This is a genomic window from Mesorhizobium sp. M0678, from assembly GCF_040320505.1.
Lineage (GTDB): Bacteria > Pseudomonadota > Alphaproteobacteria > Rhizobiales > Rhizobiaceae > Mesorhizobium.
Map to the genome: position 1 here is coordinate 1 of NZ_JAMYPT010000064.1, position 2643 is coordinate 2643.

The following is a 2643-nucleotide window of genomic DNA, read 5'->3' on the forward strand; positions in this document are numbered from 1 at the left end:
CCAAGCAGGCCGGCTGCCCAGCGAGAAACGCAAGCACCTTGTCGCGTCGCAGTTGCTTGCGGAAAACAATGGCGCCCGCCGCATCGGCTCCATGCGCCTGAAATACATCTTCGCTAGGTCCAACCCAATCGTGTTAACTTCCATTGTGGATGCTCCCTCTCTTACGGTGGCTGTCAAACACCACCATTCTGGCACATCGATGCCGTCGAGGGGGCGTCCACATGGGGTAATCGCGGGAGCGACGCGCCCTGAACCGATCATAGCCTTGGAGGGTGGCTGTTCCCCGATAAGATGAAATACGGGCTCACGACTGGACGCCGGGCCCAGCATCAACGGAGAACAGCCATGGAAGAACATATCGGTCTCGACGTGTCGATGAAAGAGACGGCAGTGTCGATCCGCCGTGAAGGCGAACGGATCTGGCGCGGGAAGTGCGCATCTGATCCCAGGATCATTGCCGAGCTTGTCCGCAAGCGGGCGCCGGCCGCAAAGCGCGTCGTATTCGAAACCGGCCCGCTGTCAGTTTGGTTCTATCATGCGCTGCGCGCCGAGGGATTGCCAGCCATCTGCATCGATGCGCGCCATGCCAAAGCCGCTCTCGATATGGCGGCGAACAAGACGGATGCGAATGACGCCGATGGTTTGGCGCGTCTTGCTGAAGCAGGATTCTTTCGCGAGGTGCGCGTGAAAGGCTTCGACAGTATGTTGACCCGCACGCTCGTGGCAGCACGCACTCGGCTGGTCCGGATCACCGTCGAGCTTTCCAACCAGATCCGAGGGATCATGAAAACGTTCGGCTTGCTCGTTCCCGCCGGTAAGGGAACTACATTCGAAAAGAATGTCCGGAGCCTTCTTATCGATCAGAGCGAGCTTGCTCCTGTCGTCCTACCGATGTTGGAAGCCTGGCGCAGCATTCGCATCCGTGCCGCCGAGCTTGGGCGCCAGCTTCTCGCAGATGCACGTCAAAGCCAAGCATGCCGCATACTCATGTCGATCCCCGGCATCGGCGCCATTACCGCAACCTCTTTCGCCACTGCCATTGAAGATCCGGGCAACTTCAAGAAGTCCCGCTCTGTTGCCGCTTGGATCGGCCTGACAACTCGCCGCTACCAATCGGGAGAAGTCGATTATGACGGCCATATATCCCGACGCGGCGATCGACATTTGCGGGGACTTCTCTATGAGGCTGCGGCGGTCATCCTGACACGCAGCTCGATCGACAGCAGCCTGCGCACGTGGGGCCTCAAGCTCCGGGAGAGGGTTGGCTTCAAACGAGCTGCCGTGGCTGTGGCGCGCAAACTGGCGGTGATAATGCAGTCGATGCTCAAGACCGGTGAGTTCTTTGATCGAAATGCAGGCGCCACAGCATGAAATCTTGCGAATAGCGTTCAGGATCTGAGCGCCTGAGACGTCCCTGCCGGGACGTGAGCCGAGCCATTCCGCTGATGGGGTTGCACCGCTGTCTCAGCAAAGTGCGTCGTCCACATTGAAGGCTCGTCCGCGGAGCTCCATCATGCGGCGACTGATGTCGACCGCGAAGACAACCATGCACCCGGCAGCGTCGTCTCGACGCAATTACATGCTTGACGTCCCAGCGGCGATTAGACAACCCCATCACTATCAATTTCGTGCCTTCGGTTTGACCCCGCTGCCAAGACTGTAGTGCGCTCAAATCCAACATCATTTCCGGGCGTCGCATCAGGGGAATGCCGGGTAATGTCGGCTGGCGATGTCCAGGTTCTGATACCACGTTCGGCCGCGTCGGCGAGCAGCTTTTCGCCCCGAAGAGCCCGCATCGCGGTGTAACGATCGCAAATAACTATGGGGTACGGCGCATAACAAACGAAGCGTTGTCACATTAAGGGTCTATACTAACAGTCGGGGCCTAAGGCTCCAGCAGGCAGAAGCTCTAAAGGACCCTCCAATTCATGTGTCATTTGGAGCAACGGGAAGGCTGATCGGATCCCATCAAGGTTTGCGTTTCTATATGGAGCCGGCCACGCGGGTTTCTTGGGGCTTTTGCTAACTTGAGGTGGCAAACCCCAATGAGGACAGGGGCTCGAAACAATAGCTGCCCCTACAGGAACTTATGTAACAAGGATACAGGAACAACAGCCATGTCGCATACCCTCCCTTCATCCACTGTGGACGTCCGCCCGGCTACACGGGAAATGCTAGCCCGTCTTATGCACGACGACCGGTCTGAGAGGTTGGCGGATGTAGCCTAGACGATTGATTTGGCGTAAGATTCGGGTGTCTGGGCCAACCCTGCCATCACGTCTCGCGAGCCACACCCGCCATGACCGACGATACGTTGCTCCCGCTCTCATTTCCAGCCGTTGGTCGCAAGAAAATCCCAGCTGCGATTGACGGCGGACGCATCACCTCGGATCGTGGCGTCATGCTTTTGGCCGCGGCCGAGCGACGCCTGCAACTGGCCGACAGACTGGCCGCAGCGATCGACGATCCGCGCGATCCAGAGCGGGTCACACACGCCATGGCCGACAGTCTGCGCGCCCGCATCTTTGCGATCGCATGCGGCTACGAGGGATGCCAACGATCTCGCCCTTCTACAAGCTCAGGCGACTGCGACCCGGCTTCCTGCGGACGGCTGCCGACAGCGGGATTGATCTGTGCTCGCAG

General features: G+C 59.0%; 1 protein-coding gene and 2 pseudogenes. 2 read left to right on the top strand and 1 reads right to left on the bottom strand.

Going from position 1 to position 2643, the window contains the following annotated elements:
• Positions 1-144, bottom strand: a pseudogene (locus NKI29_RS33230) (IS110 family transposase); the annotation flags it as partial.
• Positions 145-345: 201 nt separating this feature from the next.
• Between NKI29_RS33230 and NKI29_RS33235 the strand changes: the two are divergent.
• Together NKI29_RS33235 and NKI29_RS33240 are read left to right on the top strand one after the other, a co-directional pair.
• Complete coding sequence (locus NKI29_RS33235) at positions 346-1371, top strand: IS110 family RNA-guided transposase (protein ID WP_352798681.1); 1026 nt, start codon at positions 346-348, stop codon at positions 1369-1371.
• A 928-nt stretch (positions 1372-2299) separates the two neighbouring features.
• Positions 2300-2643, top strand: a pseudogene (locus NKI29_RS33240) (transposase); the annotation flags it as partial.

Excerpts from the sequence above, each read along its gene's own strand:
- NKI29_RS33235 (WP_352798681.1), top strand. The coding sequence starts at position 346 with ATGGAAGAACATATCGGTCTCGACGTGTCGATGAAAGAGACGGCAGTG.